This window comes from Nocardia gamkensis NBRC 108242 (assembly GCF_001612985.1).
Lineage (GTDB): Bacteria > Actinomycetota > Actinomycetes > Mycobacteriales > Mycobacteriaceae > Nocardia > Nocardia gamkensis.
In genome coordinates, this window is record NZ_BDBM01000002.1 from 179,394 (window position 1) to 194,929 (window position 15,536).

The 15,536-nt window shown below is 69.9% G+C and carries 9 protein-coding genes and 1 pseudogene; 5 read left to right on the forward strand and 5 right to left on the reverse strand.

The features are described from left to right. Positions 1 to 54 precede the first annotated feature (54 nt). The 3 genes from NG1_RS00970 to NG1_RS00980 form a co-directional block, all read right to left on the reverse strand. Complete coding sequence (locus NG1_RS00970; protein ID WP_084498604.1) at positions 55 to 1,152, reverse strand: DUF4129 domain-containing protein; 1,098 nt, start codon at positions 1,150 to 1,152, stop codon at positions 55 to 57. Then, positions 1,149 to 1,946 (reverse strand): hypothetical protein, encoded by a 798-nt coding sequence (locus NG1_RS00975; RefSeq protein ID WP_245659739.1) that lies wholly within the window; start codon positions 1,944 to 1,946, stop codon positions 1,149 to 1,151. The genes NG1_RS00970 and NG1_RS00975 overlap by 4 nt, the downstream gene beginning before the upstream one ends. 91 nt (positions 1,947 to 2,037) lie before the next feature. Beyond that, complete coding sequence (locus NG1_RS00980) at positions 2,038 to 2,523, reverse strand: TetR/AcrR family transcriptional regulator (protein ID WP_245659740.1); 486 nt, start codon at positions 2,521 to 2,523, stop codon at positions 2,038 to 2,040. On the opposite strand from NG1_RS00980, the pseudogene NG1_RS00985 reads away from it, so the two are divergent. Then, positions 2,480 to 2,989 (forward strand): annotated as a pseudogene (locus tag NG1_RS00985) (MFS transporter); the annotation flags it as partial. The gene NG1_RS00980 and the pseudogene NG1_RS00985 overlap by 44 nt on opposite strands. Before the next feature lie 61 nt (positions 2,990 to 3,050). Here NG1_RS00985 and NG1_RS00990 read toward each other — a convergent pair. Next, entirely contained in the window at positions 3,051 to 4,601 is a 1,551-nt protein-coding gene (locus NG1_RS00990) for an adenylate/guanylate cyclase domain-containing protein (RefSeq protein ID WP_062966994.1), read from the reverse strand. A 275-nt stretch (positions 4,602 to 4,876) separates the two neighbouring features. After that, entirely contained in the window at positions 4,877 to 6,553 is a 1,677-nt protein-coding gene (locus NG1_RS00995) for a DUF4407 domain-containing protein (RefSeq protein WP_062967215.1), read from the reverse strand. 184 nt (positions 6,554 to 6,737) lie between these two features. On the opposite strand from NG1_RS00995, the gene NG1_RS01000 reads away from it, so the two are divergent. The 4 genes from NG1_RS01000 (at position 6,738) to NG1_RS01015 (ending at position 15,505) form a co-directional block, all read left to right on the forward strand. After that, a complete protein-coding gene (locus NG1_RS01000) occupies positions 6,738 to 7,352 on the forward strand; it encodes a chorismate mutase (RefSeq protein WP_157113792.1) in 615 nt (204 codons plus the stop codon). Positions 7,353 to 8,093: 741 nt separating this feature from the next. Beyond that, complete coding sequence (gene gltB / locus NG1_RS01005; protein ID WP_062966998.1) at positions 8,094 to 12,746, forward strand: glutamate synthase large subunit; 4,653 nt, start codon at positions 8,094 to 8,096, stop codon at positions 12,744 to 12,746. Positions 12,747 to 12,799: 53 nt separating this feature from the next. After that, positions 12,800 to 14,269: a glutamate synthase subunit beta gene (locus NG1_RS01010; RefSeq protein WP_062967000.1), complete on the forward strand. Its 1,470-nt coding sequence runs from the start codon at positions 12,800 to 12,802 to the stop codon at positions 14,267 to 14,269. A 336-nt stretch (positions 14,270 to 14,605) separates the two neighbouring features. Next, complete coding sequence (locus tag NG1_RS01015; RefSeq protein ID WP_062967002.1) at positions 14,606 to 15,505, forward strand: cutinase family protein; 900 nt, start codon at positions 14,606 to 14,608, stop codon at positions 15,503 to 15,505. Positions 15,506 to 15,536 lie beyond the last annotated feature (31 nt).

The window sequence follows — 15,536 nt, forward strand, 5'->3', positions numbered from 1 at the left end:
GTTCGCGGGCGTTCCCGGATGCCGTGGGCCGGGCGAGGATTGGGCGAAGGCGTCTCATCCGACCTCCGATTCGATCCATTCGAGCTGAGCGGCGACAACCCGCAGGGTCCCCGGATCGGGCACCGGGCCGAACAAGGCGGCCCCGATCTGGGCGGGGTGGGCTCCGACGCGCGCGGCGACCGCGGCGACGATCCTGTCGGGCGGGGTGTCGGCCGTGATGCCGAGCGGGGCGCGGATGCGGCGCAGCGTGGCCGCCCGCAGCTTCCCGGCGACGTGGTCGTGGTCTTTCGAGCGGCGGTAGAGGGCGGCGTGGCCGGCGAGCAGTTCGTTCGCCGCCACCTCGACCGGGCGGGGCTCGCGCACCAGTGCGCCCCGCCTGCGGGCCCGCCACCACACCACCAGTGCGGCGGCGATCAGGAACTGCACGCCGCCGTAGAAGACCGGTGCGGGCAGCCGGTCCCAGATCGGGTCGTCGCCCGCCCCGAAGCCGGGGCGGCTGGGCGGCGGGACATCGGGCAGCTCCGGCGGGGGCTGTGGCGGCGGCGGGGTGGGCGCGGTGGGCGCACCGCAGGACTGCAGGGCGCCGTAGACCAGCAGCAGTAACGCGGCCGTCGCGGCGAGCGCCGCCCAGAACCTGGGGTCGCGCAGCAGACCGGGCAGCGGGGGAAACCTGCGCCTGGTGCGCGGCGCCTTCTCGACCGCCTCGACCTCGACCGGTTCCGGCGCGGGTGGCGGCGCGGAAGCGGAGAACCGGTCGGCGTACTCCAGCCTGCGGTATTCGTCTTCGGTGGCGCGGCGTCCGCCGTAGACCACCTCGTCGAAACTGTGTGCGGCGGGTTGGATCTCGGTGGCGACCTCGAGCGGCAACGCGGTCGTCACGTCGTCGGCGGTTTCCCGCGCGGTGCGCGAGCGCCGGACCTCCAGCACACCGCCCTGTTCCAGGCCGCGCAGCACGGCACGGAAACGTTCCCGCAAAGCACGGTCGAAATCGCGGTGCTGCGCGGCGGATTCGGCGGCGGCCCGATGATCGGCGGCGGCGCCGAGCCGCGGCGCGCCGGGCGCCGGGTCGTCGGTCGCGTGGGGACCTTCGGTCAGCCGGACCTCACCCGGATGCCGAGCCGACGGGATCTCCGGCGGTGTCGGATCGCTCATCGCGTCTCCTGCCGGGGAATGCGAATGTCCAATCCCTCCCTGCGGCAACGGCGATCGAGGTAGCACACCACCCGCGACGACGCCTCGACCACTTCGCCGAAGGCCGTCAGCAGCAGCACCGCCGACGTGGTCAGCACGATCACCGGCCATCTGTGCGTGCCGGAGAAGTCCGAGACGTACAGCGGGATGGCCAGCAGCGGGATCGCCAGCAGCCCGAACAGGACGCGTTGCGCGATCCAGAGCCCGACGGTCGGCCACTCCGCGCCTTCGGCGAGCAGCTTGGCGCGGGCGATTCCGTCGCGGTGCGAGGTGCGCTCCACGAACAGCACCGGCACCGCCACCCAGCGGCGGGCGCGCAGCCAGCCCAGCCAGAGCACCGCGAGGGGCAGCGTCACGATGGGCAAGCCGCTCACCGCGAGCACGCCGACGCCCACCAGCGTGAACAACAGCTGGAACACCAGCAGCGGGCCGAACGTCGCACCGAATCGGCGCAACGCGGTGCTGCGGCCGATCGGCGCGCCACCGACGGTCGCGAGCCCCAGGGCCACGGTCGTGCCGCGTAACGCGAACCGCAGCAACCAGGCACAGGCCGCGGTGGACCCGATCGCCGCCCAGGCGGTGCCCGCGTCGGAACCACCGGTCAGCTCGGAGACGCCCGCGGTCACCGCGACGACCACGGCCTCGGCCAGGAGCAAGCCCGGCACGATCGAACCCGCGATGGCGCGGATGTTCGCCTGGATCAGCGCGAACGGCGCATCGAGCAGTTCACGGAAACTCAGCGGTCGGATCGGCACCGTCGTTCCAGGAGACCCTGGTACCGGATCTGTTCCCGCCCCGACGGCGCCGGCCGGTTCGGCGGCTGGCAGCACGGGCCGAGTCTAGCCGTCAGCGGCGCAGTAAGCGGTCCACCACGTGCCGGTAGCGAACCGGATCGATGGGCGGGAGGCCGAGCAGCGCGCGCAGGTACCCGCCGTCGCCGACGAGCCGGATGAGGTCGGCCTGCACCGGGTCGGCGACCTCCGCGTCCAGACCGTCCGACCAGGCGTTCATCATCTCGACCAGCGCCTGCTGCACCTCGTCGGGCTCCGGTGTGGCGTCGATCGCGCGCATGGTCGCGAGCATGGACCGATAGAGCTCCAGTTCCACCGCTTCCGCCGCGTCGTCCGGGTTGGGCGTCTGTAGGTACCACTCGGCTACCGAGCCGCCTCTGGCGACCGCGCCGTCCAGCTGCTTGCCCGCACGGTCGGCCAGCCTGCGGACCAAGCCCGCGAGCAGTGCGTCCTTGCTCTTGAAGTGATAGAGCAAGCCGCCTTTGGAGACGCCCGCGGTGGCGGCCACCCAGACCGCGCGGCCCACCGGACGATCGGTCACCACGCCACCCCGCGCCGGAGCGCGCGAGTGGGCCGGATTGTCCGTGCTCGCGCTCGCCCTGCTACTGCTCGCCGTCGACGCGACCATGCTGGACCTGGCCGTACCCGCGATCAGCGCCGATCTCGCCCCGACAACGCCGCAGCTGCTGTGGATCATCGACGTGTACTCGTTCGTGCTGGCCGGGTTGCTCGTCGTCATGGGGAACCTGGGGGACCGGATCGGGCGGCGCAGGCTGCTGCTGCTCGGCGCGGCCGGATTCGGCATCGCCTCCGTACTCGCGGCGTGGGCGCCGACGCCGGAGATGCTCATCGCGGCGCGGGTGCTACAGGGCGTCGCCGGTGCAATGCTGATGCCCGCGACGCTGGCGCTGATCAGGTCGATGTTCCTCGATCCGCGGACCCCCGATGTGCTCGGCGGCGGCATGATCGCGACGAGCACCGGTTACCGCGGCCCGCGAGCTGTGGGCGCGTTCGAACCGGTGGCGGTCGCCGACGCAGCCGCCGGGTGGATCGAGCGACCGGAAGACCTCAGGCGGGACGCGCGAGCCGGGTCGGTGTGAGGCGGCCGCGGAGGGTGACGGATTCGCCGAGCTGCCACTGCGTGGTCTCGGCGTCGGCAGCAGCCGCGACGGTGGCACCGGAGGCGAGCAGCAGACCCTGCTGCTTGGCCAGCTCGCACAGGCGCGCGGCCTCGTTGACCGCGTCGCCGATGACGGTGAACTCATAGCGCTGATGAGCGCCGACATTGCCCGCCACCACCCGGCCCGCGGCCACGCCGATGGCCGCGACGAAATCGGTCGCGTCGGCGTCGAGCCGGGCCCGGATCGCGCGGGCGGTGGCCAGCGCCGCGCCCGCGGCATCGGACAGCGGCGCGGGCGTGCCGAAGACGGCGAGCGCGGCGTCTCCCTCGAACTTGTTGACCAGCCCGCCGTGCCGCTCCACCTCGTCCACCACGATGGCGAAGAACCGGTTGAGCAGGGCGACCATCTCCGGCGCTGGGATGGTCGCTGCCATCGTCGTGGAGCCGACGATGTCGATGAACAGGGCCGCGGCGTCGGTCTCCACGCCACCGAGCGTCGGATCGCCCGCCAGCGCGGCCGCGGCGACCTCGCGCCCGACATGCCTGCCGAACAGGTCCCTGATCTGCTCGCGTTCCCGCAGCCCCTCCACCATGTGGTTGAAACCGCTCTGCAGCTCGCCGAGTTCGGTGCCGTCGTAGACCGCCAGCGCGACAGCGAGATCGCCGTCCTCCACCTGGCGCATCGCGCGGCGCACCCCGAGGATCGGGGCGACGGTCGCGGCCAGTGTCTGCGTCATCAGCAGCAGGCCGAAGATCAAGGTCGCTCCGCCGAGGGACAGCACGCAGACCGCCAGCCGAGCCTTGGACACGTCGTCCATCACGAGCGCCGACACCGCGAGCACCATCATCCCGGCCACCGGAACGCCCGATCCGACCACCCACACCACCAGTGAGCGTCCGAAGACGCCGATGCCGCGGCGTCGACCGGAAGGCGCGGCCTCCAGCACCCGCGCGGTGACGGGTCGCAGCGCGAACTCGATGATCAGATAGCTGTTCGCGCACACCACGATGGCGCTGAGCGCGATGCCGAAGGCCACCTTCGGAATCAGCCGCGGTTCGGCCAGGCCGTACAGGGTGGTCAGCAGGACGAGGCCGCCGAACCACAGCAGCGCTTGGTTACGCACCAGCCTGCGCGGTACCACCGTGGCCGCGGCCTGCTCCTCCTCGGTGGGCACGTGCAGCGGGTCGGTGGCCCACCGCAGCGCGCGCAGCCCGCGTGTCGTGCCCCACCACAGCCCGAGCAGCAGCGCGCAGCTCGCGTACAGCGGTGCGGCGAGCACGTCTAGCAGCAGGAGATCCCGGGTGAACACCGACGGCCCCGGCAGCACGAAGCCCACCAGCACGATCGACACCACCATGCCCGTCAGGTTTCCCAACAGGGTGGGCACGGTGAGCAACAACTGAATGCGAAGGCGCCGCAGCCCCGACGACTCGTCGGCGGACCCGAGCAATGGCGAGCCCCACGGCGCCGCGGCGAGCGTCACCTCCCTGTGTTGCATGGGTGCAGCGTAGGCCGAGGCGCTGCCCCGTGCCGCAGGGCCGACCCGCCATCCGGGCACACGCGCGTCCGGCCGACTCGTACCGCACGGCCATGGCCGGCGCGGCAACGATCACCGAGGTACCCGCGCTGAATCGGCGCCCGCGCAGAAGGCGGGCGGGTTCGCGAGGGCGACGGCTGCTCCCCGGGCGGCAAGGGGCGAGTGCGTCACGGCGGTACGAGCGCGTGGCCGCACCTACGGCCGCTGCTTCGACGTGACGCCGCGGTGGTGAATCGTCAGCGCCCGGGCGGCAGTTCGCGCCGGTCGGATTCAGGCAATTCGGGGTACTGGCGACCGGGCAGTTCGTCTCGCCGGGCGCCGGTGGGCAGGCCGTAGCCCGCGGCGCCGGTCGGCGGGAGCGAGGAGTAGCGGGGCACCGCGTCGACGACGGTGGAGGCGACGTGCTGGGCGTGCGCGATCTCGGGGGAGCCGGGCTGCGGCTGGTAGCCGACGGCCTGCGGATGCGTGTCTTGGCCGTCGATGGTCACCTTGCGGGTGCGCCGCAGCGTGAACGTGATCTCCTCGACCTCCTCGAACGCCTGCCGAGCGGTGCGCAGCGGATGCGTCGCCGTGTCGATCGCGTTGGCGACGAACGACGGGACCAGCGGACGGATGAGACGCGCCGCGGTGTCGGTGAACGGCACCGTGCCGATCAGGGGCAGTTCGAGTCCGCCGCTCTGCGGCGCCGCCTGTGGGGCAGCGACGGCGGGCGAATGCACGGTCACCGGCGCGGGTAGGTTCGGCGTCACCTCGTCGGGCATGGCGCTTTCCTTTCGGTCTTCCGCCGCGGCGGGAAGTTCGGGGCGGCGCGGCGGCTCCGTGATGCCGATCTCGATGCCGCCGATGGCCGCGATGATGCGGGTGCGCTGCCGCTCCCGGTCGATGGCCGTGTCCGCCTCGACGGCGAGACGGGTGGCGGTGAGCTGCTGCTCGGCACGCAGGATCTCCGCTTCGGTGCGCACTTCGGCCTGCTTGACCGCGATCGCCGCGTCGGCGTCGCGCTCGGCGCGATCGTGCACCGTGCGGGCGGCGTTGTGCCGGTCGAACGAAGTCTCGCCACGCCACCACCGCAGCACAAGTGGCAGCAGGGCGAGTGCGACGAACGCCACGATGGTGAGAATGCGCAGCGGCAGCGCGTTGTGCACGGTGTAGTCGTTCATCGCCTGCCAGCGCGCGCCGAGTCCGCGATCGGTGTCGTCGAAGGCGGCGGTCCGCGCGGCCGCCAAGGCGTCCCGGTCGGCGTCGATCCGGCGGTCCGCGGCATCCACCCGCGCCTGCGCGGTGGCGAGTTGCTTGCGGGCGTCGTCGAGCATGGCGTCGGCCGTCCGCGCCTCCGGCCCGCGACCGGGCACGCCGGTGATCCTGGTGCGCGGGCACTCGGGGGCGGGGTTGAATTCGCAGCGGGCGATCACCAGGGCGTGATCGATATCGTTCTGGGCCATGCCGATCGCCTGTTCGAGCGCGGCCCGGTCGGCCTTCGCCCGGTCCAGTTCGGCCTGCGCCGCGACGACCCGAGGCGCCGAATCGAGCGAGCGCTGCGCCTTCTCATCCAGCACCCGGTCGACGGATCCGCTGAACAGCACGATCGCGGCCAGTTCCGCGAGCAATCCACCGGCCAGCACGGCGACCGCGAAGCGCGCGAGCAACCCGAGCCGATCCGGTCCTCCGCTCGGCCGCGCCGTGGCCAGCGCACGCGCCGACGCGCCGGTCAGCGCGCCGACCACGATTCCCACCGCCGTCGCTGCCCACCAGGGCCAGGCGGACGCCGCGGCCAGGGCGGCGACCACACCGGAGATGCCGGCGAACAACAACACGACGGCACCGGTGACGGCGTATCCGGCACGCTCGTGACGATCGGTGATCGCGCTGGTCCGGCCCCCGCCGAGCCAGGTGAACAAGCCGGTGACGGTCATCGGAAGGCACATCCTCTACGTCCCAGGCGCTTTCGCGGGCGCGACGAAACTGTCACGGATTCGTTGTGACAGCGTGACAGGCCGCGCGGGTGCCCAGCGAGCAGGGGAGGCCGGATGTGGTCAGGCTCACAGCCCGGTCGGCGGCGCGCCGGGCGGGCCGGGTGACCTCGCCTACGCTGACGCGGTGATTCGTTTCCATGCGGGCGATCCCAGGAGGTCACGACGTGCGCGAGTCGGTTGGACGCTGCTGGCGGCGGTACTGCTGATGTGGCCGGCCGGCGCGGGCGCCGCTCCGGCCGACGGTTCCTTGGACCGGCTGGTCGCTCTGGTGGTCGAGCGCTTGAACACCGCCGACGCGGTGGCCGCGGCGAAGTGGGTGGCCGCGGGCGAGCTCGGCATCGAGCCGACGATCGACGATCCGGCCAGGGAGGCGGAGGTCTACGACGCGATGGCCCGGTTGGGCGACGGTCGCGACCTGCCGGAGAACTGGGTGCGGCAGGTTTTCCTCGGGCAGATCGAGGCCAACAAGACGGTGCAGCGCGGGCTGATGCTGCGGTGGCGCTTCGACCCGGCCGCCGCGCCCATCGCGCCCGCGGGGCTCTCCTCGGTGCGCCCGGTCATCGACCGGGTGAATGTCGAGATCCTCGACCAGCTCGACATGCACCGTGCCGAGCTGACCGCGCCGGACTGCGCGGAACGGTTGGCGCGCAGCGTCTTCGGGGTGTTCACCTCGGGCAACGGGGACGCCCTGCACCGCGCGGCGCTGGTGCGGGCCGCCGTCTCGCTCTGCCGGTCGTAGGCCGGGCCCCACGGGTTCTGGGGCGCGTCAGCGGAAAGATGTGTCCAACACCACTTCCCGAGATTTGCTGGTTATGTGCTGAATGACACAGCAGGCAAAAGAGGCCGGACGGTCGGATCACATTCATGGCTTGTCACGCCGGTGTCGGAAATATCTCAACAGGCCGATCGCCGAGTTAGCCGCTGCCGCTTGGTTTGCCGCGCCGTCCCGCGGGGAAATCCACTTCGACGCAGGTGAGGGCGGTTTCCGGGCTTTGTGAGGAAAGTCTCGGGTCGGTGTCGCGCGCCGGTTTCCCCAGCTGGCACCGGGTGCCATGGGGATCGATCGCACGGCACTCGCTGCTTTACACTGGACGACGCGCACACGTGGAGGACCAAATGCAGAAGCCCAGCTAAACATGGTTATTAGCACAACCTAAGTTGGTTGGGCCCTGGACCTGACTTATCGTTTGCTCTTACGCCGAACACAGAACGTTCGGCTACCTCGCCCGCTCGGGCAGCCCTAGCCAGGTGCTCAGCGTAGCGGGCGAGCACCCGCTCGGAGGTAAGGATCTTGTTAGGGATCCGTTACCGAAGGGCACCCACTACGTCACAGAAGCGGGTGGAGAGACAACTGCAGACCTGACTGCACGCCGAAGACCATCAGCGCGGCTGGCTTCGGAACGTACGGGCGCAGTCTTGTACGGAGGCGTTCGGCGAAAGGCCGTTTTCTTCGAAGGCCGACTTTCTTGAAGGCAGAGGCATGACGCAACTTCCTGGCCACAGGTCACCTGGACCCATCGGGCTCTACGACCCGGCGAACGAGCACGACGCCTGCGGCGTCGCATTCGTCGTCGACATGCACGGCCGCCGCAGCCGCGACATCGTCGACAAGGCTATTACGGCTCTGTTGAACCTGGAGCACCGTGGCGCCGCGGGCGCCGAGCCCAACAGCGGCGACGGCGCGGGCATCCTGATCCAGGTCCCGGACCGGTTCTTCCGCGCCATCGTGGACTTCGAGTTGCCGCCGGAGGGCTCCTACGCCACCGGTATCGCCTTCCTGCCGCAGGCCCGCCGCGAAGCCGCGCGCGCCGCCTACGGCGTGGAGAAGATCGTCAAGGAAGAGGGCCTCGACGTCCTCGGCTGGCGCGAGGTGCCGATCGACGAGTCGTCGCTCGGCGCGCTGGCCCGCGACGCCATGCCGAGCTTCCGGCAGATCTTCATCGCCTCCCCGAAGAACGCTTCCGATCCGCTGTCGGAGATGGATCTGGAGCGTCGCGCCTACGTGGTGCGCAAGCGGGTCGAGCGCGAGCTGGGGTCGGCCGGTGCGGGTGAGGGCGCGGTCGGCAGGGAGTCGGTCTACTTCCCGAGCCTGTCCGGGCAGACCTTCGTCTACAAGGGCATGTTCACCACGCCGCAGCTGCGCGCGTTCTATCTGGACCTGCAGGACTCCCGGGTGGAGAGCGCCCTTGGCATCGTGCACTCCCGGTTCTCCACCAACACCTTCCCCTCCTGGCCGCTGGCGCACCCGTTCCGCCGGGTGGCGCACAACGGTGAGATCAACACCGTCACCGGCAACGAGAACTGGATGCGCGCCCGTGAGGCGCTGCTGCGCAGCGACGTCTTCGGCGTCGACTCCGCGGGCAAGAACCGGCTGGAGAAGATCTTCCCCATCTGTACCCCGGGGGCGAGCGACACCGCCCGGTTCGACGAGGTGCTGGAACTGCTGCATCTCGGCGGCCGCAGCTTGCCCCACGCCGTGCTGATGATGATTCCCGAGGCCTGGGAACGCAACGACACCATGGACCCGCGCCAGCGGGCCTTCTACGAGTACCACTCGATGCTGATGGAGCCGTGGGACGGCCCCGCCTCGGTGTGCTTCACCGACGGCACCGTCGTCGGCGCCGTGCTCGACCGCAACGGCCTGCGGCCGAGCCGTATCTGGGTGACCGACGACGGCTTGGTCGTGATGGCCTCCGAGGTCGGCGTGCTGGACATCGACCCGTCCAAGGTGGTCAGGAAGGCGCGCCTGCAACCGGGCCGCATGTTCCTGGTCGACACCGCCCAGGGCCGCATCGTCGGCGACGAAGAGGTCAAGTCCCAGCTCGCCGCCGAGCACCCGTACCAGGAGTGGCTGGACGCGGGCGTGTCCCGCCTCGCCGACCTGCCCGACCGCCCGCACGTGCACATGTCGCACGACCGCGTGCTGATCCGCCAGCAGATCTTCGGATACACCACCGAGGAGCTCAACCTGCTGATCTCGCCGATGGCCAAGACCGGCGGCGAAGCGCTCGGCTCGATGGGTACCGACACCCCGATCGCGGTGCTGTCGGCCCGTCCGCGCCTGCTGTTCGACTACTTCTCCCAGCTGTTCGCGCAGGTCACCAACCCGCCGCTGGACGCGATCCGGGAAGAGGTGGTCACCAGCCTCAAGCGCAACATCGGCCCGGAGGCCGACCTGCTGCACCCGGGGCCGGAGTCGTGCAACATGATCGCGCTCGAGCAGCCGATCCTGGACAACGACGAGCTGGCCAAGCTCGTGCACATCAACGACGACGGATCGCACCCCGAGCTGCGCTCGGTGGTCGTGCGCGGCCTGTACCCCGTCAAGAAGGGCGGCAAGGGCCTGCGCAAGGCGCTGGAGGCGATCAACACCCAGGTGTCGGCCGCCATCGACGGCGGAGCGCGGATCATCGTGCTGTCCGACCGCGAGTCCAACGAGAAGCTGGCGCCGATTCCGTCGCTGCTGCTGACCTCCTCGGTGCACCACCACCTGGTGCGCGAACGCACCCGCACCATGGTCGGCCTCGTCGTGGAGGCCGGTGACGCCCGCGAGGTGCACCACATGGCCACCCTGGTCGGCTTCGGCGCCGCCGCGATCAACCCCTACATGGCCTTCGAGACCATCGAGGACATGCTTGAGCGCGGCGCCCTCGAGCTGCCGGGCAGCACCGGCGACCTGGCCGCCGACTACCGCAAGGCGGTCGCGAACTACAACAAGGCCGCGGGCAAGGGTGTGCTGAAGGTGATGTCCAAGATGGGCATCTCCACGCTGGCCTCCTACAACGGCGCCCAGCTCTTCCAAGTGATCGGCCTGTCGCAGGACCTGGTGGACGAGTACTTCACCGGCCTGCGCTCGCACCTGGACGGCATCGGCCTCGACGAGATCGCCGAGGACGTCGCGCAGCGGCACCGGATCGCGTTCCTGGAGAACCGCAACGAGCGCGCCCACCGCGAGCTCAAGGTCGGCGGCGAGTACCAGTGGCGGCGTGAGGGCGAATACCACCTGTTCAACCCGGACACGGTGTTCAAGCTGCAGCACGCCACCCGGTCCGGCCAGTACCCGATCTTCAAGGAGTACACCAAGCTGGTCGACGACCAGTCCGAGCGGCTGGCGTCGCTGCGCGGTCTGTTCAAGTTCAAGCACAAGGCGCGCAGCCCGATCTCGATCGACGAGGTCGAGCCCGCCTCGGAGATCGTGAAGCGGTTCTCCACCGGCGCGATGAGCTACGGCTCCATCTCGGCCGAGGCGCACGAGACCCTGGCGATCGCGATGAACCGCCTCGGCGGCCGGTCGAACTCGGGTGAGGGCGGCGAGTCGCCGTCGCGCTTCGAGCCGGAGGAGAACGGCGACTGGCGGCGCAGCGCGATCAAGCAGGTGGCCTCCGGCCGCTTCGGCGTGACCGCGCACTACCTGACCAACTGCACCGACATCCAGATCAAGATGGCGCAGGGCGCGAAGCCGGGCGAGGGTGGCCAGCTTCCGGCACACAAGGTGTACCCGTGGGTCGCCGAGGTGCGGCACTCGACGCCGGGCGTCGGCCTGATCTCGCCGCCGCCGCACCACGACATCTACTCGATCGAGGATCTGGCGCAGCTGATCCACGACCTGAAGAACGCCAACCCGCAGGCGCGCATCCACGTGAAGCTGGTCGCCGAACCTGGCGTCGGCACCGTCGCGGCGGGCGTCTCCAAGGCGCACGCCGACGTCGTGCTGATCTCCGGCCACGACGGCGGCACCGGCGCGTCCCCGCTGACCTCGCTCAAGCACGCGGGTGGCCCCTGGGAGCTCGGCCTCGCGGAGACCCAGCAGACGCTGCTGCTCAACGGGTTGCGCGACCGCATCGTCGTGCAGGTCGACGGTCAGATGAAGACCGGCCGCGACGTGATGATCGCCGCGCTGCTCGGCGCCGAGGAGTACGGCTTCGCCACCGCGCCGCTGGTGGTCTCGGGCTGCATCATGATGCGCGTCTGCCACCTGGACACCTGCCCGGTCGGCGTCGCGACGCAGAACCCGGTGCTGCGCGAGCGGTTCACCGGCAAGCCGGAGTTCGTCGAGAACTTCTTCCTGTTCATCGCCGAAGAGGTCAGGGAGCTGCTGGCGCAGCTCGGCTTCCGCACGCTGGACGAGGCCATCGGCCGGGTCGACCTGCTCGACACCTCGCGGGCCAAGCAGCACTGGAAGGCCAGCAAGCTGGACCTGTCGCCGATCCTCGACGACGTCGAGACGGCGTTCATGTACCAGGACCGCCGCTGCACCAAGTCCCAGGACCACGGCCTGGACAAGGCGCTGGACCAGCAGCTGATCGTGCAGAGCCGCGACGCGCTGGAGCGGGGTCAGGCGGTGAAGTTCGAGACCAAGATCACGAACGTCAACCGCACCGTCGGCACCATGCTCGGTCACGAGGTGACCAAGCTCTACGGCGGCGCAGGCCTGCCCGACGACACCATCGACATCACGTTCACCGGGTCGGCGGGCAACAGCTTCGGCGCCTTCGTGCCCGCGGGCATCACGCTGCGCGTGCAGGGTGACGCGAACGACTATGTCGGCAAGGGTCTTTCCGGCGGTCGCCTGGTGGTGCGCCCGTCGCTGAACGCGCCCGCCGAGTTCGTCTCGGAGCAGAACATCATCGCGGGCAACGTGATCCTGTTCGGCGCCACCAGCGGTCAGGTGTTCCTCCGCGGCGTGGTCGGCGAACGGTTCGCCGTGCGCAACTCCGGCGCCACCGCGGTGGTCGAAGGCGTGGGCGACCACGGCTGCGAGTACATGACCGGTGGCCGGGTGGTCATCCTCGGCGAGACCGGACGCAACTTCGGCGCCGGTATGTCCGGCGGCGTGGCGTTCGTGTTCGACCCGAACGGCACCTTCGCGTCCAAGCTCAACCCCGAGCAGGCCGACGCCGTCGAGCAGTTGTCCGGTGACGATTTCACCTGGCTGCACGACATCATCACCCAGCACCGTGACCAGACCGGTTCCGCGGTGGCCGAGCGCATTCTGAGCGACTGGTCGCAGCAGGTGAACCACTTCGCGAAGGTCATGCCGCGCGAATACAAGAAGGTTTTGCTCGCCATCTCCGAAGCTGAGAAGAGCGGCAAGGACGTGGACGAAGCGATTATGGAGGCCGCTCGTGGCTAAGGAAGTTCTAGAGATGACGTGGACGAAGCGCTGTGACCATTCGGGGGCCGCACGTGGCTGACCCCCAGGGTTTTCTGAAGCACACCGCACGCGAACTGCCCAAGCGGCGGCCGGTGCCGCTGCGCCTGATGGACTGGAAAGAGGTCTACGAGGAGAAGTTCTCCCACGAGACCCTGCGCACCCAGGCCAGCCGGTGCATGGACTGCGGTATCCCGTTCTGCCACAACGGTTGCCCGCTGGGGAACCTGATCCCCGAGTGGAACGACCTGGTCTACAAGGACCGCTGGCGGGAAGGCATCGACCGGCTGCACGCGACCAACAACTTCCCGGAGTTCACCGGGCGGTTGTGCCCTGCGCCGTGCGAGGCGTCCTGCGTGCTCGGCATCAACCAGGATCCGGTCACGATCAAGCAGGTCGAGGTCGAGATCATCGAGAACGCCTTCGACGAGGGCTGGGTGACCCCGGTCTACCCGACCCGCCTCACCGGCAAGAAGGTCGCCGTCGTCGGGTCCGGTCCGGCCGGTCTGGCCGCCGCGCAGCAGCTGACGCGCGCCGGGCACACCGTGACCGTGTTCGAGCGGGCCGACCGCATCGGTGGCCTGCTGCGCTACGGCATCCCGGAATTCAAGATGGAGAAGCGCTTCATCGACCGCCGCATGGCGCAGATGGAGGCCGAGGGCACCATCTTCAAGACCGGCGTGAACGTGGGCGTCGACATCACGGCCGAGCAGCTGCGGGAGAAGTTCGACGCGATCGTGCTGGCCGGTGGCGCCACCCTGGCCCGCGACCTGCCGATCCCGGGCCGCGACCTGGACGGCATCCACCAGGCCATGGAGTTCCTGCCGTGGGCCAACCGGGTGCAGCACGGCGACGACGTCACCGATGACGAGGGCCTGCCGCCCATCCACGCGAAGGACAAGAAGGTCGTCATCATCGGCGGTGGCGACACCGGCGCCGACTGCCTCGGCACCTCGCACCGGCAGGGCGCGGCCAGCGTGCACCAGTTCGAAATCATGCCGCGCCCGCCGGAGGAGCGGGCCGCGTCTACCCCGTGGCCGACCTATCCGCTGATGTACCGGGTCTCCTCGGCGCACGAGGAGGGCGGCGAGCGGGTGTTCTCGGTGAACACCGAGCGATTCGTCGGCGCGGACGGCAAGGTGACCGGCTTGGACGCCCACGAGGTCAAGATGGTCAACGGTCGCTTCGAGAAGGTGGAGGGCACCGACTTCACCCTCGAGGCCGATCTGGTGCTGCTGGCCATGGGCTTCGTCGGTCCCGAGAAGCCGGGCCTGCTCACCGATCTCGGCGTGGGCTACGACCAGCGCGGCAACGTGCAACGCGACAAGAACTGGGCCACCAATGTTCCCGGCGTCTTCGTCGCCGGTGACATGGGCCGCGGTCAGTCGCTGATCGTCTGGGCCATCGCCGAAGGCCGTGCCGCGGCCGCGGGTGTGGACCGGTACCTGGAAGGCGAGACCGCCCTCCCGGCGCCGATCACCCCCACCATGGTGGCGCAGCGCTAGAACCCCTCTCTTACCGGAGCGGAAACAAAGGCGCCTGTGGACAACTCGTCCGCAGGCGCCTTTTCGCGATCGCTGGTCCGCCCACGCCGCACCTGTGTTCCAGCCCGAGCAGGTATCGGAAATCCGACACACTACGAGGTTCGAATGGCATTGCGGCGTTCGTGGCTTTATTGTGATCTCCGGCGAGCTGCTGATCTTGGGATGCGGTAATGGGTGCACGTCATACCGGTCGGGTGATCGTTGTTCACCCGGCGTGCACTGAAACGACATCCGGTGAGTTCAGCATTGACGCGGCAACTCGGCGGGCAGTTCGACGAGGGCGAGGTTTGGAGCGGTATGCAGTGGAAGAAGGTCGTCGCGGCTCTGGGCGCGTCCGCGACCGTGATGTCCGGCTTGGTTTTCGGCAGTGGGTCGGCGAGCGCCGCTCCCGGTTGCCCGAGCCTGTACGTGGTGGCGATCCCGGGTACCTGGGAGACCGGGCGGGACAAGACCCCGCAGCCCGGCATGCTCGCCGGCGTCACCCGGGGGCTGCCCGGTTCCGCGGAAGTCGACTACGTGACCTACGCCGCGACCGCCTTCCCTTGGGAAGGTGAGATCTACGGCAACTCCAAGAAGGAGGCGGTCGACAACGCGCGCGGCCTGATCGCGAACATGGCGCAACGGTGCGGCGCGACCAGGATCGCGCTGGTCGGCTACAGCCAGGGTGCGGACGCCGCCGGTGATCTGGCCGCCGAGATCGGCACCGGCCTCAGCGTCGTGCCCGCCGATCGCATCGCCGGTGTCGGCCTGATCTCCGATCCGCGCCGGTCGCCCACCGACGTCCAGGTCGGCCCCGTCGCTCCCGGCGCGGGCGCGGGCGGCCCCCGGGTCGGCGGCTTCGGCTGGGTCAGCGATCGCACCCGCACCATCTGCGCGCTCGACGACCTCTACTGCGCGACCGCGACCGACGACTTCGTCACGCGGTTCGCCGGTTTCCTCGCCCAGGCGTCGGACGCCAACCCCGCCAACATGTGGCGCTACCAGATCGAGGCGGGCAACATCCTCGGCGACCTGATGTCCTCGGGCGGTGTCCCGGTCCTGCAAGCGCAGCTGACCGACTCGGCCACCCAGCAGCGGGCCAAGGACCTGGAGCGCTTCTACAAGTCGCAGTCCCACACCCTGTACGGCAGCTACCCTGTGGGCGGCGGTCAGACGGCCATCTCCTGGATGCACAACTGGATCGCGGGCATGGCCTGAGCCCCCGCTGAAACACAGGCCCACCTCCGAA